Below are 21,231 nucleotides of genomic sequence, written 5' to 3' on the forward strand. Positions count from 1 at the left end.
ATGCAGCTGTCGGTCTGGACCTATGAAGGACCTCCGCACATCGGCGCGATGCGCATCGCGACCGCGATGCGCGACGTGCACTACGTGCTGCACGCGCCGCAGGGCGACACCTACGCCGATCTCCTGTTCACGATGATCGAGCGCCGCGACCGCCGGCCGCCGGTCACCTACACCACGTTCCAGGCGCGCGATCTCGGCGGCGACACCGCGGATCTGCTTCAGAGCGCGGCGCGCGCCGCTTACGAGCGCTTCCAGCCGCAGGCGATGCTGGTCGGCGCATCCTGCACGGCCGAGCTGATCCAGGATGATCCCGGCGGGCTCGCGCAGGCCTTGAAGCTTCCCATTCCGGTGATCCCGCTCGAGCTGCCGGCCTATCAGCGCAAGGAGAATTGGGGCGCCTCAGAAACGCTCTACCGGATTGTACGGGCGTTGGCTGCGTCTTCCGCAGATGGCTCCCCCCGCCGTGAAAGGAAGACAGGCGCCCGTCCAGTCTGCAACCTGCTTGGTCCGACGGCGCTCGGCTTCCGTCACCGCGACGACCTCGCGGAAGTGACCAGGCAGGTTGTGGAGCTCGGCATCGAGATCAACGTCGTCGCGCCGTGGAACGCGACGCCGGCCGATCTCGCCCGCCTTCCCGACGCCGATTTCAACATCGTGCTGTATCCCGAGATCGCGCTGACGACGGCGCAATGGCTCAATCGCCAGTTCGGCCAGCCTTTCACGCGCACGATCCCGATCGGCGTCGGCGCGACGCGCGACTTCATTGCGGAGGTCGCAGGCCTCGCCGGCGTCGATGCCGCGCCGGTGCTGGCGCGCAGCGAGAGCCGGCTGCCGTGGTACTCGCGCTCGGTCGATTCGACCTATCTCACCGGCAAGCGCGTCTTCATCTTCGGCGACGCGACCCATGCGGTCGCCGCGGCGCGCGTCGCGACGCAGGAGCTCGGCTTCGAGGTCGTCGGCCTCGGCACCTATGCCCGCGAGTTCGCCCGCGAGATCCGCGAAGCCGCCGCGATCTACGGCGTGGAGCCGCTGATCACGGATGATTACCTGGAGGTCGAGGCCCGCGTCGGCGAGCTGCGGCCCGAGCTCGTGCTTGGCACGCAGATGGAGCGTCACATCGCCAAGCGGCTCGGCATTCCCTGCGCCGTGATCTCCTCGCCGTGCCACGTGCAGGATTTTCCCGCGCGCTATTCGCCGCAGATGGGCTTCGAAGGCGCCAACGTGCTGTTCGACACCTGGGTGCATCCTTTGATGATGGGCCTGGAGGAGCATCTGCTCGGCATGTTCCGCGAGGACCATGAATTCGCCGATCACGCGCCGTCGCATCTCGGCGCAGCACCGGCCGCGCCGCCGCAGCAGCCGCAGCTGCGCGTCGTCGAAACCTACGTCACCACCGAGCTTGCCTGGGCGTCCGACGCCGAGCGCGAGCTGACCAAGATTCCGTTCTTCGTGCGCGGCAAGGCTCGGCGCAACACCGAACGATTCGCGCGCGAGCGCAACGTCAACCTGATCACACTCGAGACCTTGTACGATGCCAAAGCGCATTTCGGTCGCTGACGTCACACCCATCCGGGTGGTGATCGTGACGATGGACAGCCATCTCGCCTCGGCTGCCGTGCGCGCGCGCACGGCGTTGCAGGCGGAGCTGCCCGGGCTCGATCTGAAGGTGCATGCGGCCGACGAGTGGGGCTGCAATCCGACCGCGCTCGAACATTGCCTTGCCGATATCGCCACCGGCGACATCGTCGTCGCCACGATGCTGTTCATGGAGGATCACATCCAGCCGGTGCTGCCGGCGTTGCAGGCGCGCCGCGACCAATGCGACGCCATGATCGGCTGTCTGTCGGCCGGTGAGGTGGTGCGGCTGACGCGGCTCGGCAAGCTGACGATGTCGGGCTCGGCCACCGGCGTGCTCGGCCTGCTGAAGCGGCTGCGCGGCAGCAACCGCTCCGGCAATTCCAGCGGCCAGGGCCAGATGAAGATGCTGCAGCGGATGCCGCGCCTGCTGCGCTACATCCCCGGCACCGCACAGGATTTGCGCGCCTATTTCCTGACGCTGCAATATTGGCTCGCCGGGTCCGAGCAGAACTTTGCGAACATGGTGCGCTTCCTGGTCGGCCGCTACGCCGACGGCCCGCGCGCCGCGCTGCGTGGCAAGACCAACGCGGCCGAGCCGGCGATCTATCCGGATGTCGGCCTCTATCATCCGCGGCTGTCGCCGCGGATCATCGAGCGCGCCGACCAGTTGCCGGCCCTGGCGAAGCCGGCCGGCCGCGTCGGCGTGATCTTGATGCGCTCCTATCTGCTCGCCGCCAACACCGCGCATTATGACGGCGTGATCGCGGCGCTGGAGGCGCGCGGGCTTGCGGTCATTCCGGTGTTCGCCTGCGGGCTGGACTCGCGCCCGGCGATTGAGCGCTATTTCCAGAAGGACGGCGTCGCCACCGTCGACGCGGTGATCTCGCTCACCGGTTTCTCGCTGGTCGGCGGCCCCGCCTACAATGACGCGCGCGCCGCGGAAGAGGTGATGGCCGGCCTCGACGTGCCGCTGATCGCGGCGCATCCGCTCGAATTCCAGACCGTCGAGCAGTGGCGCGATGACGCGCGCGGGCTGACGCCCGTCGAAGCCACCATGATGGTCGCGATTCCCGAGCTCGACGGCGCCGTCCGCCCGACCGTGTTCGGCGGCCGCTCGGCGGTGGCCGATGCCGGCCGCGACATGGCCTCGCTGCCGGAGCGCGCGGCGCAACTCGCCGCGCGTGTGGCCAGGCTCGTCGAGCTGCGCCGCTCCGCGCGCGCCGAGCGGAAGCTCGGCGTGGTGTTGTTCAACTTCCCGCCGAACGGTGGCAGCGCCGGCACCGCCGCCTATCTCTCGGTGTTCGAGTCGCTGCACAATGTGATGAATTCGCTCCGCGCGGCGGGCTACACGATCGACGTCCCCGACACCGTGGACGCGCTGCGCGCGCGTGTGCTCAAGGGCAATGCCGAGCGCTTCGGCACCGCCGCCAATGTCGCGGCGCGCATCCCGGTGGATCAGCATGTCCGGCGCGAGCGCCACCTCGCCGAGATCGAGAAGCAGTGGGGGCCGGCGCCCGGCCGCCACCAGACCGATGGCGCCAGCCTCCTCGTGCTCGGCGAGCAGTTCGGTAATCTGTTCGTCGGCCTGCAGCCGGCGTTCGGCTACGAAGGCGATCCGATGCGGTTGCTGTTCGAGCGCAGCTTTGCGCCGACGCATGCGTTTGCGGCGTTCTATCGCTGGCTGCGCGAGGATTTCCGCGCCCACGCCGTGCTGCATTTCGGCACCCATGGCGCGCTGGAATTCATGCCGGGCAAGCAGGCCGGGTTGTCCGCGGAATGCTGGCCGGAGCGCCTGATCGGCGACCTGCCGAACTTCTACATCTACGCGTCCAACAACCCGTCCGAGGGCGCTCTGGCGAAGCGGCGTGGCGGTGCCACCCTGATCAGCTATCTCACGCCCTCGATCACCAGCGCCGGCCTCTACAAGGGGCTCGCCGATCTGAAATCCTCGCTCGACGCCTGGCGCAATCTGTCGCCGGACGCGACCGAGCAGGTGAGGGGCGACAGCGCGGCGCTGATCCAGGCGCAGGCGGCGGCGGTCGATCTTGCCGCGGCCGAGCCGCTGTGGGGCGACGAGCGCGATGCCAGCATCGGCGCGCTGTCCGCGAGCGTGCTGGAGCTGGAATACTCGCTGATCCCACACGGCCTGCACATCGTCGGCGCGCCGCCGCCCGAGGGGCAGCGGACCGAGCTGCTCGACCTCGCCGGCATCGCCGATCCGGCCAAGCGTGCCGAGCTCGACAGGATGCTCGCCACCGACAGCGAGACGCCCGCGATCCTGCACGCGCTCGACGGCGGCTATATCCGTCCGGTGCCCGGCGGCGATCTGCTGCGCAACACCGACGTGCTGCCCACCGGGCGCAACCTGCATGGTTTCGATCCCTTCCGCATCCCCAGCGCCTTCGCGCTCAAGGATGCCGAGCGCCAGGTCGCGCGGCTGCTCGCCCGCCATGCAGGTGAAGGCCACAAGCTGCCTGAGACAATCGCGCTGGTGCTGTGGGGCACCGACAATCTCAAGACCGAGGGCGGGCCGATCGCGCAGGCGCTGTGGCTGATGGGCGCCGAGCCACGCCATGACAGCTATGGCCGCCTCTGCGGCGCGAAGCTGATCCCGCTGGAGCAGTTGGGCCGCCCGCGCATCGATGTCGTCATCACTCTCTCGGGCATCTTCCGCGACCTGATGCCGTTGCAGACCAAGTTGCTCGCCGAAGCAGCGCTGCTTGCGGCGTCCGCCGACGAGCCGGCCGACATGAATTACGTGCGCAAGCACGCGGTCGCGTTCCAGGCCGCGCATGGCGGCGAGCTGGCGGATGCGTCGCTGCGTGTGTTCGGCAATGCCGAGGGCGCCTATGGCGCCAACGTCAACCACCTGATCGATTGCGGCGCCTGGACCGATGAGGACGAACTCGCCGACGTCTACACACGGCGCAAGGGCTTTGCCTACGGCACCGACGGACGCCCTGTCCGGCGCGACGCGTTGCTCGGCCATGTGCTGGCCGGCGTCGATGCGGCCTATCAGAACGTCGACTCGGTCGAGCTCGGCGTCACCACTATCGACCATTATTTCGATACGCTCGGCGGCATCAGCCGCGCGGTGAAGCGCGCCAAGGGCGAGGCGGCACCGGTCTATATCGGCGACCAGACCCGCGGCGAAGGCACGGTGCGCACGCTGTCGGAGCAGGTGGCGCTGGAGACCCGTACCCGCACGCTCAATCCGAAATGGTACGAGGCGCTGCTCGCCCACGGCTATGAGGGCGTGCGCCAGATCGAGTCGCATGTGACCAACACCGTCGGCTGGTCGGCCACCACGGGCCAGGTCGCGCCCTGGGTCTATCAGCAGATCACGACGACCTTCGTGCTCGACCCCGCGATGCGCGAGCGGCTTGCCTCGCTCAATCCGGCCGCGTCGGCGAAGATCGCCAACCGACTGATCGAGGCGCATGAGCGCAATTACTGGACCCCGGACCCCGACATGCTCGACGTGCTGCGCAAGGCGGGGGAAGAGCTCGAAGATCGCCTCGAAGGCGTGGGAGTTGCCGCATGAACGTGACATTACGACCGCCGCTGACGACCGCGCCGCGACGCCCCGACGGGGCCGGCAGCGTGCAGGTGCAGCTCGATCCGAACGTCGTCATCGACACCGCGAAGGTGTTCTCGGTGTATGGCAAGGGCGGCATCGGCAAGAGCACGACGTCGTCGAACCTCTCGGTCGCGCTGTCCAAGCTCGGCAAGCGCGTGCTGCAGATCGGCTGCGATCCCAAGCACGACTCCACCTTCACTTTGACCAAGCGGCTGGTACCGACGGTCATCGACATTCTCGAGCAGGTCAATTTCCACGCCGAGGAGCTGCGCCCGGAGGACTTCGTCTACCAGGGTTATAACGGCGTGATGTGCGTCGAGGCGGGCGGGCCGCCGGCCGGCACCGGCTGCGGCGGCTACGTGGTCGGCCAGACCGTCAAGCTGCTCAAGGAACACCATCTGCTCGAAGACACCGACGTCGTGATCTTCGACGTGCTCGGCGACGTCGTCTGCGGCGGCTTCGCAGCGCCCTTGCAGCACGCCGACCGTGCGCTGATCGTGGCTGCGAACGACTTCGACTCGATCTTCGCGATGAACCGCATCGTCGCCGCGATCCAGGCCAAGTCGCGCAACTATCCGGTGCGGCTCGGCGGCGTGATCGCCAACCGTAGCGCCGCGACGGACCAGATCGACAAGTTCAACGAGCGGGCCGGATTGAGGACGGTGGCGCACTTCCCCGATCTCGACGTCATCAGAAAGAGCCGGCTGAAGAAGTGCACGCTGTTCGAGATGGAGGCCTCGCCCGACGTCGAGCGCGCCCAGAACGAGTATCTGCGCCTCGCCGCCTCGCTGCTCGCCGGCAGCGAGCCGATGCAGGCGGTGCCGCTCAAGGACCGCGACATCTTCGATCTCCTTGGTTTCGATTGAGTAGGGCTCTCTCCGATGACCTCAGCGCAATATCTCGCCCGCCGCAGTGAAGTGGAGACCTATTTCGACCGCACCGCGGTCGCCGCCTGGACACGGCTGACGTCGGATGCGCCGGTCGGCCGCATCCGCGCCACGGTGCGGGCCGGCCGTGACGAGATGCGGCGGACGCTGCTGTCATGGCTCCCGCTCGATCTGCGCGGCGCGCGCATTCTCGACGCCGGCTGCGGCACCGGCAGCTTCTCGATCGAGGCGGCCCGTCGCGGCGCCGATGTCGTCGCCGTCGACATTTCGCCGACCCTGATCGAGATCGCCCAGCGCCGGCTGCCCGACGACATCAGCCGCAACGCCATTCAGTTCGTCGCCGGCGACATGCTCGATCCCAGGTACGGCGGCTTCAACTTCGTCGTCGCGATGGACTCGTTCATCCACTACCGCGCCGAGGATGCCGTGCGGATTGTCGCCGGTCTGGCCGCTCGCACCTCCGACGCGATCCTGATGACCTATGCGCCGCGCACGCCGTTGCTCGCCGTCATGCATGCCGTCGGTGGCGTGTTCCCGCGCGGCAACCGCGCGCCGTCGATCGAGCCGGTCGCCGAGCAGAAGCTGTATCGCCTGATCGCCGACCATCACGATCTCGCCGACTGGCGCTGCGCCCGCAGCCGCCGCATCGCCAACGGCTTCTATATCTCGCAGGCGCTGGAGCTCCGCCCGGCATGAGCGCACGCGCACCATCGATCATGCAGGCGTGGATGCGGCTGTCGTCGCGCTATCTGCCGTTTGCGGATGCCGCCTCGACCGAGCTGCCGCTGTCGCGCCTGATGCGGCTGTCGCTGTTCCAGGTCTCGATCGGCATATCGGTGGTGCTGCTCAACGGCACGCTCAACCGCGTCATGATCGTGGAGCTCGGCGTGCCCTCCTGGCTGGTCGCGACCATGGTGGCGCTGCCGCTGGTGTTCGCACCGCTGCGGGTGCTGATCGGCTTCAAGTCCGATCATCACCGCTCGGTGCTCGGCTGGCGCCGGGTGCCCTACATCTGGATGGGCACCCTGTTGCAGTTCGGCGGCCTCGCGATCATGCCGTTCGCGCTGCTCGTGCTCTCGTCGGGCGACGCACCGGGCCAGGTGATCGCCGGCCGTATCGGTGCCGCGCTTGCGTTCCTGCTGGTCGGCGCCGGGTTGCACACGACGCAGACGGCAGGCCTGTCACTCGCGACCGACATCGCGCCGGAGCATTCGCGTCCGCGCGTCGTCGCCTTTCTCTACGTGATGCTGATGTTCGGCATGATGGCGAGCGCGCTGACCTTCGGTGGGCTGCTCGCCGAGTTCAGCGAGATGCGGCTGATCCAGGTGATCCAGGGCGCGGCGCTGACCGAGATGGTGCTCAACGTCATCGCGCTGTGGAAGCAGGAGGCGCGTGATCCGTCGCGCACGTCGGCGGCCCGCGAGCGGCCGCGCTTCGGCGACTCCTGGCGACACTTCCGGGAGGCGGGTGGCTCGGCACGCGTGCTGCTCGCAGTCGGGCTCGGCACCGCCGGCTTCACCATGCAGGACATCCTGCTGGAGCCTTACGGGGCTGAGATCCTGCATCTGACCGTCGGCGAGACCACGGCGCTGACCGCCTTGTTCGCCGCGGGCACGCTGGCCGGCTTCGGTCTCTCTGCGCGCCGCCTCGGCAAGGGCTCCGATCCCTATCGGATCGCCGCCCTCGGCGGACTGGTCGGGCTGTTCGCTTTCTCTGCTGTCATCTTCTCGGCGCCGCTGGCCTCACCCTTGTTGTTCCGGATTGGCACCACGCTGATCGGTCTCGGCGGCGGGCTGTTCGCCGTGGGCACGCTGACGGCGGCGATGGCACTGGTGCAGAACGGCGAGAGCGGGCTTGCGCTCGGTGCCTGGGGCGCGGTGCAGGCGACGGCGGCGGGGCTCGCGATCGCCGGCGGCGGCGCCATTCGCGATGTGATGTCGCAGCTCGCGCTGGATGGCCGCCTCGGCGTCGCCCTTGCCGGTCCCGCGACCGGCTACAGCATCGTCTACCACGTCGAAATCGCGCTGCTGTTCGTCACGCTTGCGGTCATCGGACCGCTGGTGCGGCGGCGAGCGGCGGAGCCGCAGCAACTACAATTCGGAATCGCTGAATTTCCAGGTTAGCCCGGTCGGGGAGGAAACCATGCAGACGTCTTTCACGAGCTACATCGATGTCGCCCAGGTGGTGCTTTACGGGTTCTGGGTGTTCTTCGCAGCCCTGATCCTCTACCTGCGCACCGAGGACAAGCGCGAAGGCTATCCGCTGCAGTTCGAGGGCCGCGTCGGCCGCCGGACCGCCTCGAGCGGTCACGGCTTCCCGACCCCGCCGAGCCCGAAGACCTACCACATGCATGGCGGCCGCACCGCGACCCTGCCGAACTGGGACAACGACCGCGCCGATGCGCCGGTGACGCCGATGTATCCCTGGCCGGGCACGCCTTATCTGCCGACCGGCAATCCGATGCTCGACGGTGTCGGCCCGGGCTCCTTTGCCGCGCGCAAGGACGAGCCGGAGCTGACCATCGACAACATCCCTGCGATCGTGCCGCTGCGCGTCGACGGCAGCATCTTCATCGCCTCCGAAGATCCGGATCCGCGCGGCATGCCAGTGCTGGGTTGCGACGGCAGGCTCGGCGGCAAGGTTCGGGAGGTCTGGGTCGACCGCGCCGAGATGCTGATCCGATACCTCGAGGTCGAGGTCGACGGCATCGTCGGACGTCACGTGCTGCTGCCGATGACCATGGCCATCGTCGACAGGTCGCGTAAGGCGGTGCTGGTCGATGCCATCCTCGGCTCGCAATTCGCCAGCGTGCCGGGCCTTGCCAACCCCGACCAGGTCACCAAGCTCGAGGAAGACAAGATCGTCGGCTACTATGGCGGCGGTCATCTCTACGCGACTGCTGCACGGCAGGAGCCGCTGCTGTGAGTACGCGCAGGGAGATGGACACGCTGATGCTGCCGGAGGGCGAGCGGCTGCTTTGGCAGGGACAGCCCACGGTGAAGGCGCTGCTGCTGCGGGTGTTCCACCTGCGCCTCGTGCTGGCTTATTTCGCGGCGCTGTTCGGCGCGCGCGTTGTGGCGGGCGTGCTCGATCATCAGCCGCTCGCGGCCTCGGTCGTCGGCGCCTCGTCGCTGGTGACGCCGGTGGCACTGGCGACGCTGCTGCTCACCGGGCTCGCGGTGCTCTACAGCCGCACCACGCGCTATACCATTACCAGCCGGCGCGTACTGCTGCAGTTCGGCGCCGTGTTGCCGATGACCCTGAACGTGCCGTTCAAGCAGGTGGCACGGGCGGATGCGAAGCTGTTCTCCGATGGCTCCGGCGATCTGCCGCTCGGCGTCACCGCGCAGCAGCGGCTGTCGTATCTGCTGCTGTGGCCGCATGCGCGGCCGTGGCGGCTGAACGAGGTCGAGCCGATGCTGCGCGGCGTTCCGGACGCCCGCAACGTCGCCGAGATTCTTGCCAAGGCGCTGGTTGCGGCGTCGGATGGCGCCGTCGCCGCGCAGCCGCTGCCGACAGCCAATGGTCAGTCGCAAGGCGCACCGCCGGCGGCGGTCGCCAGCGCGGCGTGATCGGGAGGAGGGCGCGATGAGCAACGCCGATAGCCATGCCGAAGCCGAGATCATCATTCCGAAGGGCGCGCTCCGCGCGGCCTTCGCGCTGGTCGCCTTTGCCCTGCTCGCGGCCGGCGTCGGCCGGGTCACGGGTATCGGCACGGTGCGCAACGACCACGTCACGGCGGTGCAGTCGACGGCGCTGCGGTTCGAGGACCGTGCCGATGGCGGCATTGCGGTGGTGTCGCCCGACAGCGGCAAGCTCGTGACCGTGGTCGAGGCCGGCGGCGATGGCTTCCTGCGCACCGTGCTGCGCAGCATGGCCTTCGACCGCCAGCGTCTCGCGATCGGATCGGGCCCGGCGTTCACGATCAACCGCTGGTCCGACGGCCATCTGACACTGGACGATCCCGCCACCGGCCGGCGGATCGATCTCGCGCCGTTCGGCGCCGACAACATGCGCCGGTTCACGGGATTGATGGCGATGGGAGAGCCGCGATGAGAGGATTATGGGCCGCCGGGCCGCGCCGCTTCGACATCGGCTGCAGCATCGAGATCGAGCAGACCTCCGAGACCTTGCATGCCCATGTCACGCTCGACCGCGACGTCAACATTCGTCCGGGCGACGAAGTGCTGATCCAGGGCGCGCCGATCGTGGTGAAGTTCGGCGAGCAGCTCAACCTGCGCCGCACCGCCACGGTGGTGCGGGCAGGTCCCTTGAAGCGCCTGATGATGCATGTCGCGGGCTATCTCGAGCTCACGGAATTGTACGACGTCAGCTTTTCGGACGGGAGGGTCAGATGATCGCGATGGAAGGCGGAAGCGGCAACATCTCCACCAAGATGGCACTGGAGGACACGATCCTCACGCCGCGCTTCTACACCACCGACTTTGCGGCGATGGACCGGCTCAACGTCGACCTGGTGCGCCGCGAATGGGATGCGGTCATGGCCGAGCTGCGCGCCGACCACAACCGCAAGCACTTCGTGCGCACGCCGGAATTCGAGAAGGATCTGAACGAGCTGCCCGAGGCGCTTCGCGTGGAGTTCAAGGACTTCCTGGTGTCGTCCTTGACCGCCGAGTTCTCCGGCTGCGTGCTCTATGCCGAGATCAAGAAGCGGATCACCAATCCCGATATCCGCGAGCTGTTCCAGTTCATGAGCCGCGACGAGGCGCGCCATGCCGGCTTCATCAACGAGATCCTCAAGGATCACGGCATCGGCGTCGACCTCAGCTTCCTCACCAAGACGAAGAAGTACACCTACTTCAAGCCGAAGTTCATCTTCTACGCGACCTATCTGTCCGAGAAGATCGGCTACGCCCGCTACATCACCATCTATCGCCAGATGGAGCGGCATCCGGAGCGCCAGTTCCACCCGATCTTCAAGTGGTTCGAGCGGTGGTGCAACGACGAGTTCCGGCACGGCGAGGCGTTCGCGCTTCTCATGCGCGCCGATCCGAAGCTGCTCAGCGGCCTCAACAAGCTGTGGATCAAGTTCTTCCTGCTCGCGGTGTTCGCGACGATGCATGTCCGCGACCACATGCGCCCCGCCTTCTACGAGGCGCTCGGCATGCCGGTGGACGAGTACGACATGCGCGTGTTCCGGATCACCTCGGAGATCTCGCGCCAGGTGTTCCCGGTCATGCTGGACATCGATAATCCGCGCTTCTGGGCCGGCTTGAGGCAGCTGCGCCAGGTATCGGAGGCGATTGCCGATGCCAAGGCACAGGGGGGCATCATGGGCACGCTCAAGCGCGCCGTGCTGCCGCTCAAGGCGGCGCTGACCTTCGGCCGGCTGTACATGCTGCCGGCCAAGAGCAACGAACTGCCACGGGAGATCAGGCTGCAACCCGCCTGGTGACAAGGAGCCGGCCATGGGCGCGACCGCGATTGCCATTCCCTACGTCGTGTTCGTCTGGTGGTTCTCGACCGGCGCCGTGCTGGCGCTGGTCGGGCTCGCCGCCCGCCATCCGGCCGCGTTCAAATGGGGCACGGCCGCAGCCTTCGTCGCGGCCCTGTCGGGCGTCGCGGTGTCGAGCCAGGCGGCGGAGGATGCCAACGCCTATTGCGCCTTCACCTGCGCCATTCTCCTGTGGGGCACGGTCGAGATGTCGCTGCTCGCCGGCTGGATCACCGGCCCGCGGCCCGAGGCGTGCCCGCGGGACTGCACGCCCGCCTCGCGCGTCGGCTTCGCGCTGCAGGCGATCGCCTATCACGAGTTGGCGCTGATCGCGACAGCGGGCCTCGTCTTCGCGGTGACATCGGGCGCGCCCAACCGTCTCAGCTGGTGGACCTTCGCGGCACTGCTGGTGCTGCGGCAAAGCGCCAAGATCAATTTGTTCCTTGGCGTGCGCACCCTGAACGACGAGCTGCTGCCGCAGCAGGTCCGCTTCATGCGCAGCTATTTTGCAAAGAAGTCCACCAACCCGTTGTTCCCGTTCTCGATTGCCGCGGCGACCACCGCGACCGTGATGGTCGCGGCTGCCGCGATCGGCGCAACGTCATCGTTCGACGGCGTCGCGCTGTCACTGCTCGCATCGTTGATCGCGCTCGGCCTGCTCGAGCATGGCTTCATGGCGCTGCCGATGCCGGTGATCAATCTGTGGCGCTGGAGCGCGCCAGTCGAGCCTGCCGTGCCTGCGATGGCGGTCGTGGCTGCCGCTCCCGCACCAGTGCCCGCGACGCCTTTGGTCCGGCCGGTGCTCGCGGTAGTCTCTCCTGCGCCGCAGGCCGAGCGTCCCGTCTCTGTTCAGAAGAATGCAGCAGCCGCAGCACGGCAGCGGCTCGAAGAGCAATTCCGCCAAGCCTATCGCCAGGCCCGCGCTGACGCGCAGGCGCAAACCATCACCGGACTGGCCGCGGTGCCGGTCACGCCGCCGGTCGATCCGAACACGACAGCACAGGGGGGAGTACCATGAACTACGAAGACTATTTCCGCCGCCAGCTCGACGGTCTCAGGCGCGAAGGACGCTATCGCGTGTTCGCCGACCTCGAGCGCAAGGCCGGCGCCTTCCCGCGTGCGACCTATCGTGGCCCCCATGGCGAGCGCGATGTCGCGGTGTGGTGCTCCAACGACTATCTCGGCATGGGCCAGCACCCCAAGGTTCTGGAGGTGATGCACGAGGCGCTCGACCGCTGCGGTGCCGGCGCCGGCGGCACCCGCAACATCAGCGGCACCAACCACTATCATGTCCTGCTGGAGGAGGAGCTCGCCGATCTCCACGGCAAGCAGGCTGCGCTCTTGTTCAACTCCGGCTATGTCTCGAACTGGACGTCGCTGTCGACCTTGGCTTCGCGCATGCCCGGCTGCGTGATCCTGTCCGACGAGCTCAACCACGCCTCGATGATCGAGGGCATCCGCCACAGCCGCTGCGACACCCGGATCTGGCGCCACAACGACGTCGCCGATCTCCACGACAAGCTGTCGGATCTCGATCCCAAGGCGCCGAAGCTGATCGCGTTCGAGAGCGTCTATTCGATGGACGGCGACATCTCGCCGATCTCGGACATCTGCGACGTCGCCGACGAGTTCAACGCCATGACCTATCTCGACGAGGTCCACGCCGTCGGCCTGTACGGTCCGCGCGGCGGCGGCATCTCGGAGCGCGACGGCGTGGCCGATCGCCTGACCGTGATCGAGGGTACCCTGGCCAAGGCGTTCGGCGTGATCGGCGGCTATATCACGGCCTCCAACACGGTCTGCGACTTCGTTCGCAGCTTTGCCTCCGGCTTCATCTTCTCCAGCTCGCTGCCGCCGGCGGTGGCGGCGGGGGCGCTAACCAGCATCCGGCATCTGAAGGCCAGCAATGCCGAGCGCGCCCGGCACCAGGACCGTGTCGCTCGGCTGCGTCGCCGGCTCGACGAGGCCGGCGTCAGCCATCTCGACAATCCCAGCCATATCGTGCCGGTGATGGTGCGGGATCCTGTGCTGTGCAAGCGGATCAGCGACATCCTGCTCGACCGCTACGGCATCTATGTGCAGCCGATCAACTATCCGACGGTGCCGCGCGGCACCGAACGGCTGCGCATCACGCCGTCGCCCTATCATTCCGATGCGGATATCGAGCATCTCGTTGCGGCACTCTCGGAGATCTGGGCCGAGATGGGTCTCGCACAAGCGGCATGAGGTGACGCTTTCGCGCGGCGTTTGAGCCAGATCAAATTGTCAATCTATCTTGACGTTAAGATTGATAGACAAATTGATAATCGGGGAGAACGCCGTGCGGATCTTGTTGCTGCATCCGAATTATCACTCCGGCGGCGCCGAGATCGCCGGCAACTGGCCGCCCGCCTGGGCGGCCTATATCTCTGGCGCGCTGAAGGCGGCCGGCTTCACCGACCTCCGCTTCATCGACGCGATGACCAACGATCTCTCCGAGGATCAGGTCCGCGCCATCCTGCGCAGCGAAAAGCCTGACGTGATCGGGTGCACCGCGATCACGCCCTCCATCTACAAGGCCGAGCGTCTTCTGGAGATCGCTCGGGAGGAGCACCCGGACGCACTGACCGTGCTCGGCGGCATCCACGCCACCTTCATGTATCAGCAGGTGCTGACCGAGGCGCCGTGGATCGACGCCATCGTGCGCGGCGAGGGCGAGGAGATCATCGTCGACCTGATGCGCGCCCGCGAGGACGGCCGCTGGGCGACGGACCGCCGCAGCATCAAGGGCATCGCCTATCGCGACGGCAGCGAGGTCGTGGCGACGGTGGCGGCGCCGACGGTGAAGAACCTCGATGCGATCACGCCGGATTGGAGCGTGCTCGAATGGAGCAAGTACATCTACATCCCGATGAACAAGCGCGTCGCCATCCCCAACATGGCGCGCGGCTGCCCGTTCACCTGCAGCTTCTGCTCGCAATGGAAATTCTGGCGCGACTATCGCATCCGCGACCCGAAGAAGGTGGTCGATGAGATCGAGACATTGATGCGCGAGCACGATGTCGGCTTCTTCATCCTGGCCGACGAGGAGCCGACCATCAACAAGAAGAAATTCATAGCCTTCTGCCAGGAGCTGATCCGCCGCGACCTCAAGATCCTCTGGGGCATCAACACCCGCGTCACCGACATCCTGCGCGACGAAGCGCTGCTGCCGCTGTACCGCAAGGCCGGCCTGATCCACGTCTCGCTGGGGACGGAAGCCGCGGCGCAGATGAAGCTCGACCGCTTCAACAAGGAGACCACGGTCGCGCAGAACAAGAAGGCGATCCAGCTCTTGCGCGACGCCGGCATCGTCGTCGAGGCCCAGTTCATCGTTGGCCTTGAGAACGAGACCCGCGAGACCCTGGAAGAGACCTACCAGATGGCGCGCGACTGGAAGCCGGATCTCGCCAACTGGGCGATGTACACGCCCTGGCCTTTCTCCGATCTGTTCCGCGACCTCGGCGACAAGGTCGAGATCTTCGACTACGAGAAGTACAATTTCGTCACCCCGATCATGAAGCCGGACGCGATGGACCGCGGCGAGCTGCTCGACGGCGTCATGAACAACTATCGCCGCTTCTACATCCTAAAGGCGCTGTTCTCCTATCCCTGGGCCGGCTCCGGCGAGCGCCGCCGCTATCTGCTCGGCTGCCTCAAGGCGTTCCTGAAGTCGGGCTTCGAGCGGAAATTCTACGATCTTGGCCGCGTCAATTACTGGGGGCCGCAGTCCAAGGGCAAGGTCGATTTCGGCTTCGATACGTCGCGCAGGCGCGCCGATCCCGGCAAGGTCGAATGGAAGACGAGCCATAATCGCAAGCTGAGCGGACCGCAGCAGGCGCAGGTGATGGCCTGTGGCGGCGGTGCCGGGCAGATGAACGACGAGACCGAGACGCGGGTGCATTGAAATGCACGGCACGTGCGCCCGGCACGTTCCGCTGCCGCGTGCTGACGCCGCGCCTGACCATCAGGACGGCGTTGCTGAAGGCCACATCGCCGGCCGCATCGGTCCCAACGCGATCATCCAGACCGCGGAGGCCTTGCGTCAGCTGCACGGCGAGGAGGCGGCGCGCCGCGTCTTCGCGGCCGCGCGGCTCGACACCTATCTCGCGACGCCTCCGGCGGCGATGGTCGACGAAGCCGAGGTCACGCGGCTCCATCGTGCGCTTCGGACCGAGCTCGACGACGATGCTGCGCGCGCCGTCAGCACCAGGGCAGGGCGGCTGACGGCGGCCTATCTGCTCGCGCATCGCATCCCCTCCGCGGCGCACCGCGTGCTCCGGCTGCTGCCGGCCCGGCTCGCGAGCGGCGTGCTGACGCGGGCGATATCCGCGCATGCCTGGACGTTTGCCGGGACCGGCACCTTCACCGTACGCCCAGGTCGGCCCACCATCTACCAGATCAGCCATTGTCCGCTGTGCCGCGGCCATCACGGCGATCACGCCATCTGCGACTTCTACGCTGGGACGTTCGAGACGCTGTTCGCAAGGCTCGTGCATCCCGACGCCCATGCGCGCGAGATTGCCTGCGAAGCCTGGGGTGACGAGGCCTGCCGGTTCGAGATCGGCTGGTGAGACGGCGCCATGCGAGACGTGACACCGCAATGGCATCGGTTGTCGCGCTCAGCTCGGCAGAAACCGCGCTCCTTCCTTGCCGAAGAAGTCCAGCATCGCCTGCGCCGGCGGCAGCAGCAGCTTGTCGGCGCGCCGCACCGCGTGCCACTGGCGGATGATCGGCAATCCCGCGACCTTCAACGTCACCAGCCGCCCCTCGCTGAGCTCATGGGCGACGGTGTGCTGCGAGATGAAGGCGATGCCGAGGCCGGCGATCACGGCCTGCTTGATGGTCTCGTTGCTGTCCATCTCCATGCTGGTCTTCGGCTTCAGACCATGCTTCTCGAAGAATGTCTCCATCAGCAGCCGGGTGCCCGATCCCGGCTCCCGGGTGATGAACACCTCGCCGGCGAGATCCTCGGCCGCGATCCGCTTGCGGCGCGCCAGCCGGTGGTTGGCTGGGGCGATGATGATGTGCGGGTGCTTTCCGAACGGCCGCATATCCACGGGAACGTCGGCCGGTGGCCGGCCCATGATGGCGATGTCGAGATCATAGCCGCGCAGTGCCTCGCGCAGGCTGTCGCGATTGCCGATCCGCAAGGTGACGTCGATCTTGGGGAAGCGCCGCGAAAATTCCGCGATCGCAAACGGCACGAAATATTTCGCGGTGCTGACCGCGCCGATCGCCACGCGGCCGCCGCTGCGTCCCGCCAGAATGTCGAGCGCCTGCTCGCAGTCCTGCAGCGCGGCTTCGACGCGCTCGGCGAGTGCCAGGACGCTGCGGCCGGCCTCGGTCAGGATCATGCCGTCGGTGGTGCGCTGGATCAGCGGCAGCCCGGCGAGCTCCTGAAGATTGCGAATCTGCAGGGTCACGGCAGGCTGAGTGAGGTTCAAACGGCCGGCCGCAGACGTCACCGACCCCGAGTTTTGCACGGCAGCCAGCGCCCGAAGCTGGCGGATGGTGAGATCGCGAGAGAAGTGCCGGCTCATGGAACCCTCGATGAGATCGCCAGTATAAGGAAAACTTTAGTCTATCCAAAGATAATGAAATTTCCCTAATTAGGCAAATCGAGTGTTGATAGCAGCGCGGCACGACGCATTCGTGCGGCTTCATCAAGTTCCCGGCAGAGGAGCTGATGGCGAGGGAGTGGCCCATGAATCACCAAATGGATCAACATCAGACATTGCAGGCACATCTGGCGGCGCAGGGTGCCGACGCCGATTGCGCCGCGGTCATCGAGGCTCTGGCCGGGGCGGCGCGCGAACTCGCGCGGCAGATCGCGGTCGCACCGCTGTCTGGCGTCGACGAAGGCGCCGCCACCGTGAACGCCGACGGCGACGTCCAGAAGGCGCTCGACATCGTCGCCGACAATCTGATGCGGGATGCGCTGCGCCGGGCTCCGGTCGCTGGCATCCTGTCCGAGGAGGTCGACCGGCCGGAAACGGTCAATGCTGCTGCCCCACTTTGCGTGGCGATCGACCCGCTCGACGGCTCGTCGAACCTGCAGAACAACATCTCCGTCGGCACCATCTTCTCGATCCGCCCGCGGGGCCGCGACGTGCTCTCCAGCTTCTTCGAGCCCGGCACGGCACAGCTTGCCGCCGGCTTCTTTGTCTATGGACCACAGACCTGCCTGGTGCTCGCGATCGACCATCGCGTCGATCTCTACGTCCTGCATCCGACCTTGCACGAGTTCATGCTCGCCAAGTCTGGCATCCGCATCCCGCAGGATACGCCGGAGTTCGCCATCAACGCGTCGAACCGCCGGCACTGGAGCGGGACCGTGCGCAACTATGTCGACGAATGCCTGTCGGGCGCGGCCGGCCCGCGCGGCCGCGACTTCAACATGCGCTGGATCGCCTCGCTGGTCGCCGAGGCCTATCGTATCCTGATGCGCGGCGGCGTGTTCCTCTATCCGGCCGACTCCCGCCCCGGCTATCGCGAGGGCCGGCTGCGGCTGGTCTACGAAGCGCATCCGATGGCGCTGATCATGGAATGGGCCGGCGGCTCGGCCTCGAGCGGCCGTTCGCGCATCCTCGAACTGTCGGCGCGCTCGCCGCATCAGCGCGCGCCGCTGATCATGGGCGACGTCCGCCTTGTCCGCGACGTCGACCAGTTGCATGAGGGCATCGAGCCGCTGTTCGAAACCAGCGATGCGCCCCTGTTCGCGCGGCGCGGCCTGTTCCGCTGAGCCCGCCTGCCGAACGCGCCTTCCGGAGAAAGTTCATGTCACGTCGTCATCCCATCATCTCGATCACCGGCTCGTCGGGCGCCGGCACCACGTCCGTCAAGAAGACCTTCGAGAACATCTTCCGCCGCGAGAACGTCAAGGCGGCCTATATCGAGGGCGACGCCTTCCATCGCTACAATCGCGAGGAGATGCGCCGCAAGATGGTCGAGGAGGCCGAGATCGGCAACAAGCACTTCAGCCATTTCAGCCCCGACACCAATCTGTTCGAGGAGCTCGAGAAGACTTTTCGCGATTATTCCGAGACCGGCACCGGCATGACGCGCCACTACGTCCACGATGAGGAGGAGGCGCGGCTCTACGACACAAGGCCCGGCAACTTCACCGAGTGGAGCCGGCTGCCGGAGGACTCCGATCTGCTGTTCTACGAAGGCCTGCACGGCGCCGTTGTCACGGACAAGGTCAACATCGCGCAGCACGCCGATTTGAAGATCGGCGTTGTTCCGGTGATGAACCTGGAGTGGATCCAGAAGCTGCACCGCGACCGCGCGTCGCGCGGCTACACCACCGAGGCGGTCACCGACACGATCCTGCGCCGCATGCCGGACTACGTGAACTACATCATCCCGCAGTTCTCCGAGACCGACATCAACTTTCAGCGCGTGCCGACGGTTGACACCTCGAACCCGTTCGTCGCCCGCTGGATCCCGACGCCCGATGAATCGATGGTCGTGATCCGGCTGAAGAACCCGCGCGGCATCGACTTCCCCTATCTGCTCTCGATGATTCCGCAGAGCTTCATGTCGCGCGCCAATTCGATCGTGATCCACGGCGCCAAGCTCGATCTCGCGATGCAGCTCATTCTCACCCCCATGATCATGCAACTGATGGACCGAAAGAGGCGCACGCTATGACCGCCACCGCCGTGCAAACGCTGGCTCCGAAAGCCGATCCCAGCCATGCCGAGATGGCGAATGCCATCCGCTTCCTGGCCATCGACGCAGTCGAAAAGGCGAAATCGGGTCATCCGGGCATGCCGATGGGCATGGCCGACGTGGCAACCGTCCTTTTCTCACGCTTCATGAAATTCGATCCCGCCGATCCGGCCTGGCCCGATCGCGACCGTTTCGTGCTGTCGGCCGGACACGGCTCGATGCTGCTCTATGCGCTGCTGCATCTGACTGGCTACGAGGCCGTCACGATCGATGAGCTGAAGCGGTTCCGGCAATGGGGCGCCAAGACGCCGGGGCATCCTGAGTATGGCCACACGCCTGGTGTCGAGACCACCACCGGTCCGCTCGGGCAGGGCATCGCGACGGCGGTCGGCATGGCGCTCGCCGAGCGCCTGATGAACGCGCGCTACGGCGACGATCTGGTCGATCACTATACCTACGTGATCGCCGGCGACGGCTGCCTGATGGAGGGCATCAGCCACGAGGCGATCTCGCTCGCGGGCCATCTCAAGCTGAATCGCTTGATCGTGCTGTTCGACGACAACGGCATCTCGATCGACGGCTCGACGGGTCTTGCCTGCTCCGACGATCAGCTCGCACGCTTCGCGGCGTCGGGCTGGGCGACGTCCCGCATTGACGGCCATGATCCCGAAGCCATCGAGGCTGCTATCGCGGCGGCGCGGCAGAGCAACCGCCCGAGCATGATTGCGTGCCGGACGACGATCGGCTTCGGCTCACCCGGACGGCAGGGCTCGGAGAAGGCGCATGGCGCGCCGCTCGGGCCGGAGGAGGTCGAGAAGACCCGCGCGGCACTGCACTGGCCGCACCGTCCGTTCGAGGTGCCAGCCGATGTGTTGGTGAGCTGGCGCGAGATCGGCGCGCGCGGCCGCAGCGTGCGCCAGGCCTGGAAGGAGCGTGCGCGCAAGCTGTGCACCGCGGACCGATCGCCGTGCCATGACGCGCTGAACAAGAAGCTGCCGGCCGCCTATACCGAGCGCATGGCGCAGTTCATCGCGCAGCTCACGGCCGAGCGGCCGAAGATCGCCACCCGCCAGGCCTCGCAGAACGTCATCGATGTCATTGCGACAGTGCTGCCAAATCTGCTCGGCGGCTCGGCGGACCTGACTCATTCCAACCTGACCAAGGCAAAGACGCACAAATCCGTCACACCGGCCGCAATGGATGGCAACTACGTGCACTATGGTGTGCGCGAACACGCGATGGCTGCGGCCATGAACGGCATCGCGCTGCATGGCGGTTTCATTCCCTATGGCGGCACCTTCCTCGCGTTCGCCGACTACAGCCGGCCGGCGATTCGGCTGGCCGCGCTGATGGGCATCCGCGTTATCCACGTGATGACCCACGATTCCATCGGCCTCGGCGAGGACGGCCCGACGCATCAGCCAGTCGAGCATGTCGCGAGCTTGCGCGCCATTCCGAACCTCCTGGTCTTCCGCCCGGCCGACGCGGTCGAGACGGCGGAAGCCTGGGACTGCGCGCTGCGCGCGGAGACCTCGCCGTCGGTGCTGTGCCTGTCTCGGCAAGCCCTGCCGGCCTTCCGCACCGAGGCATCGGATCACAACAAGGTCGCGCGCGGCGCTTACGTGGTCATCGAGCCCGAGGCTGGGCGCGATGTGACCTTGATTGCGACCGGCTCGGAGGTGGCGATCGCGCTGGAGGCGGCCAAGCTGCTGGCGGCCGAGGGCGTCCAGGCGGCGGTGGTGTCGGCGCCGTGCTTCGAGTTGTTTCGCAAGCAGTCGGCAGAGTATCGCGCCGCGGTGCTCGGCCACGTGCCGCGCATCGGCGTGGAGGCCGCGATCGAGGGCGACTGGGCGCGCTGGCTCGGCGATGCCGGCGAGTTCGTCGGCATGCACGGCTTCGGCGCCTCGGCGCCGGCCGAGGTGCTGTACCGCGAATTCGGCATCACGCCTGCGGCGGTGGCCGATGCGGCGATGCGCAACATCATCCGGGCGCGGGCTTCCTGAGCCGCGCCACCAAGCAGAACATCGAACCAGGGA

The 21,231-nt window shown here is 66.9% G+C and carries 18 protein-coding genes; 17 read left to right on the top strand and 1 reads right to left on the bottom strand.

Annotated features, from left to right (window positions below):
- The 14 genes from bchB to bchJ all read left to right on the top strand — a co-directional run bounded on the left by bchB (position 1) and on the right by bchJ (position 16,092).
- Positions 1-1,557, top strand: coding sequence for a ferredoxin:protochlorophyllide reductase (ATP-dependent) subunit B (bchB, locus tag QX094_RS19270; RefSeq protein WP_315750182.1), 1,557 nt, complete (start codon positions 1-3; stop codon positions 1,555-1,557).
- Entirely contained in the window at positions 1,532-5,122 is a 3,591-nt protein-coding gene (locus QX094_RS19275) for a magnesium chelatase subunit H (protein ID WP_315750183.1), read from the top strand. Before bchB ends, QX094_RS19275 begins: the two co-directional genes overlap by 26 nt.
- Positions 5,119-6,024, top strand: a complete 906-nt coding sequence (gene bchL, locus QX094_RS19280; protein WP_315714321.1) for a ferredoxin:protochlorophyllide reductase (ATP-dependent) iron-sulfur ATP-binding protein — start codon at positions 5,119-5,121, stop codon at positions 6,022-6,024. The genes QX094_RS19275 and bchL overlap by 4 nt, the downstream gene beginning before the upstream one ends.
- Positions 6,025-6,039: 15 nt before the next feature.
- On the top strand, positions 6,040-6,741 hold the full coding sequence (bchM, locus tag QX094_RS19285; RefSeq protein ID WP_315714322.1) for a magnesium protoporphyrin IX methyltransferase: 702 nt from the start codon (positions 6,040-6,042) through the stop codon (positions 6,739-6,741).
- On the top strand, positions 6,738-8,168 hold the full coding sequence (locus QX094_RS19290) for a BCD family MFS transporter (RefSeq protein ID WP_315714323.1): 1,431 nt from the start codon (positions 6,738-6,740) through the stop codon (positions 8,166-8,168). Before bchM ends, QX094_RS19290 begins: the two co-directional genes overlap by 4 nt.
- Before the next feature lie 19 nt (positions 8,169-8,187).
- Positions 8,188-8,970, top strand: a complete 783-nt coding sequence (gene puhA / locus QX094_RS19295; protein ID WP_315714324.1) for a photosynthetic reaction center subunit H — start codon at positions 8,188-8,190, stop codon at positions 8,968-8,970.
- On the top strand, positions 8,967-9,617 hold the full coding sequence (gene puhB, locus QX094_RS19300; protein WP_315714325.1) for a photosynthetic complex putative assembly protein PuhB: 651 nt from the start codon (positions 8,967-8,969) through the stop codon (positions 9,615-9,617). The genes puhA and puhB overlap by 4 nt, the downstream gene beginning before the upstream one ends.
- A 16-nt stretch (positions 9,618-9,633) precedes the next feature.
- A complete protein-coding gene (puhC, locus tag QX094_RS19305; protein WP_315714326.1) occupies positions 9,634-10,101 on the top strand; it encodes a photosynthetic complex assembly protein PuhC in 468 nt (155 codons plus the stop codon).
- Positions 10,098-10,403, top strand: coding sequence for a hypothetical protein (locus tag QX094_RS19310; RefSeq protein ID WP_315714327.1), 306 nt, complete (start codon positions 10,098-10,100; stop codon positions 10,401-10,403). Before puhC ends, QX094_RS19310 begins: the two co-directional genes overlap by 4 nt.
- Positions 10,400-11,461, top strand: coding sequence for a magnesium-protoporphyrin IX monomethyl ester (oxidative) cyclase (gene acsF / locus QX094_RS19315; RefSeq protein WP_315714328.1), 1,062 nt, complete (start codon positions 10,400-10,402; stop codon positions 11,459-11,461). The genes QX094_RS19310 and acsF overlap by 4 nt, the downstream gene beginning before the upstream one ends.
- Positions 11,462-11,474: 13 nt before the next feature.
- Entirely contained in the window at positions 11,475-12,518 is a 1,044-nt protein-coding gene (gene puhE, locus QX094_RS19320; protein ID WP_315714329.1) for a putative photosynthetic complex assembly protein PuhE, read from the top strand.
- Positions 12,515-13,726, top strand: a complete 1,212-nt coding sequence (hemA, locus tag QX094_RS19325) for a 5-aminolevulinate synthase (protein WP_315714330.1) — start codon at positions 12,515-12,517, stop codon at positions 13,724-13,726. Before puhE ends, hemA begins: the two co-directional genes overlap by 4 nt.
- Positions 13,727-13,820: 94 nt before the next feature.
- Positions 13,821-15,425: a magnesium-protoporphyrin IX monomethyl ester anaerobic oxidative cyclase gene (bchE, locus tag QX094_RS19330; RefSeq protein WP_315714331.1), complete on the top strand. Its 1,605-nt coding sequence runs from the start codon at positions 13,821-13,823 to the stop codon at positions 15,423-15,425.
- Position 15,426: 1 nt separating this feature from the next.
- Positions 15,427-16,092 carry a bacteriochlorophyll 4-vinyl reductase gene (gene bchJ, locus QX094_RS19335; protein ID WP_315714333.1) on the top strand — a complete coding sequence of 222 codons (666 nt, stop codon included), beginning with the start codon at positions 15,427-15,429 and terminating at the stop codon, positions 16,090-16,092.
- Between the two features lie 48 nt (positions 16,093-16,140).
- Here bchJ and QX094_RS19340 read toward each other — a convergent pair whose 3' ends face one another.
- Positions 16,141-17,061 (bottom strand): LysR family transcriptional regulator, encoded by a 921-nt coding sequence (locus tag QX094_RS19340; protein WP_315714335.1) that lies wholly within the window; start codon positions 17,059-17,061, stop codon positions 16,141-16,143.
- A gap of 146 nt (positions 17,062-17,207) precedes the next feature.
- Here QX094_RS19340 and QX094_RS19345 point away from each other — a divergent pair, with 146 nt between their 5' ends.
- Genes QX094_RS19345 through tkt form a run of 3 tightly spaced genes read left to right on the top strand, consistent with a single transcriptional unit; the run spans position 17,208 to position 21,198 of the window.
- The gene (locus QX094_RS19345; RefSeq protein ID WP_315714336.1) at positions 17,208-18,263 is read left to right on the top strand and encodes a class 1 fructose-bisphosphatase; all 1,056 of its coding nucleotides are present in this window, start codon (positions 17,208-17,210) and stop codon (positions 18,261-18,263) included.
- Positions 18,264-18,298: 35 nt separating this feature from the next.
- On the top strand, positions 18,299-19,174 hold the full coding sequence (locus tag QX094_RS19350) for a phosphoribulokinase (protein ID WP_315714337.1): 876 nt from the start codon (positions 18,299-18,301) through the stop codon (positions 19,172-19,174).
- On the top strand, positions 19,171-21,198 hold the full coding sequence (gene tkt, locus QX094_RS19355; protein ID WP_315714338.1) for a transketolase: 2,028 nt from the start codon (positions 19,171-19,173) through the stop codon (positions 21,196-21,198). The genes QX094_RS19350 and tkt overlap by 4 nt, the downstream gene beginning before the upstream one ends.
- Positions 21,199-21,231: the final 33 nt, after the last annotated feature.

The organism is Bradyrhizobium sp. SZCCHNS1050, assembly GCF_032484785.1.
GTDB lineage: Bacteria > Pseudomonadota > Alphaproteobacteria > Rhizobiales > Xanthobacteraceae > Bradyrhizobium.

Coding starts and splice junctions, on each gene's coding strand:
- bchL (WP_315714321.1), top strand. CDS start 5,119: ATGAACGTGACATTACGACCGCCGCTGACGACCGCGCCGCGACGCCCC.
- puhC (WP_315714326.1), top strand. CDS start 9,634: ATGAGCAACGCCGATAGCCATGCCGAAGCCGAGATCATCATTCCGAAG.
- puhE (WP_315714329.1), top strand. CDS start 11,475: ATGGGCGCGACCGCGATTGCCATTCCCTACGTCGTGTTCGTCTGGTGG.
- QX094_RS19340 (WP_315714335.1), bottom strand. CDS start 17,061: ATGAGCCGGCACTTCTCTCGCGATCTCACCATCCGCCAGCTTCGGGCG.
- acsF (WP_315714328.1), top strand. CDS start 10,400: ATGATCGCGATGGAAGGCGGAAGCGGCAACATCTCCACCAAGATGGCA.
- bchB (WP_315750182.1), top strand. CDS start 1: ATGCAGCTGTCGGTCTGGACCTATGAAGGACCTCCGCACATCGGCGCG.
- QX094_RS19275 (WP_315750183.1), top strand. CDS start 1,532: ATGCCAAAGCGCATTTCGGTCGCTGACGTCACACCCATCCGGGTGGTG.
- hemA (WP_315714330.1), top strand. CDS start 12,515: ATGAACTACGAAGACTATTTCCGCCGCCAGCTCGACGGTCTCAGGCGC.
- QX094_RS19350 (WP_315714337.1), top strand. CDS start 18,299: ATGTCACGTCGTCATCCCATCATCTCGATCACCGGCTCGTCGGGCGCC.
- bchM (WP_315714322.1), top strand. CDS start 6,040: ATGACCTCAGCGCAATATCTCGCCCGCCGCAGTGAAGTGGAGACCTAT.
- QX094_RS19310 (WP_315714327.1), top strand. CDS start 10,098: ATGAGAGGATTATGGGCCGCCGGGCCGCGCCGCTTCGACATCGGCTGC.
- QX094_RS19345 (WP_315714336.1), top strand. CDS start 17,208: ATGGCGAGGGAGTGGCCCATGAATCACCAAATGGATCAACATCAGACA.
- puhA (WP_315714324.1), top strand. CDS start 8,188: ATGCAGACGTCTTTCACGAGCTACATCGATGTCGCCCAGGTGGTGCTT.
- QX094_RS19290 (WP_315714323.1), top strand. CDS start 6,738: ATGAGCGCACGCGCACCATCGATCATGCAGGCGTGGATGCGGCTGTCG.
- bchJ (WP_315714333.1), top strand. CDS start 15,427: ATGCACGGCACGTGCGCCCGGCACGTTCCGCTGCCGCGTGCTGACGCC.
- tkt (WP_315714338.1), top strand. CDS start 19,171: ATGACCGCCACCGCCGTGCAAACGCTGGCTCCGAAAGCCGATCCCAGC.